Source organism: Yokenella regensburgei ATCC 49455, assembly GCF_000735455.1.
Classification (GTDB): Bacteria; Pseudomonadota; Gammaproteobacteria; order Enterobacterales; family Enterobacteriaceae; genus Yokenella; species Yokenella regensburgei.
The window spans coordinates 1-255 of the sequence record NZ_JMPS01000061.1 but is presented as its reverse complement, the minus strand read 5'-3'; the positions used below and the strand labels follow the sequence as shown (position 1 = coordinate 255).

The window sequence follows — 255 nt, the reverse complement described above, 5'->3', positions numbered from 1 at the left end:
CACCGCCGATGATGTTGCTAAAACCGGGGCGGTATCGCTGCCGAAGCTGATTACCTCGCTTATCCCGACCAACGTGTTTTCTTGATCTGACCGGGGCGCGCAGCGTTTCGGTTATCGGGATCGTCATCTTTACCCTGCTTGCGGGCGTCGCGCTGCTGAAGGTGAAAAAAGAGGCGCCGGAAGAAGGTGCCAGACTGAGCGCCGGGATCAACGCGGTGCAGTTCTGGGTGATGAAAATGGTGCGCATCGTCATTG

General features: G+C 57.6%; 1 pseudogene. It reads left to right on the top strand.

The features are described 5' to 3' along the window. A pseudogene (locus GYRE_RS23850) lies at nt 1-255 on the top strand (cation:dicarboxylate symporter family transporter); the annotation flags it as partial.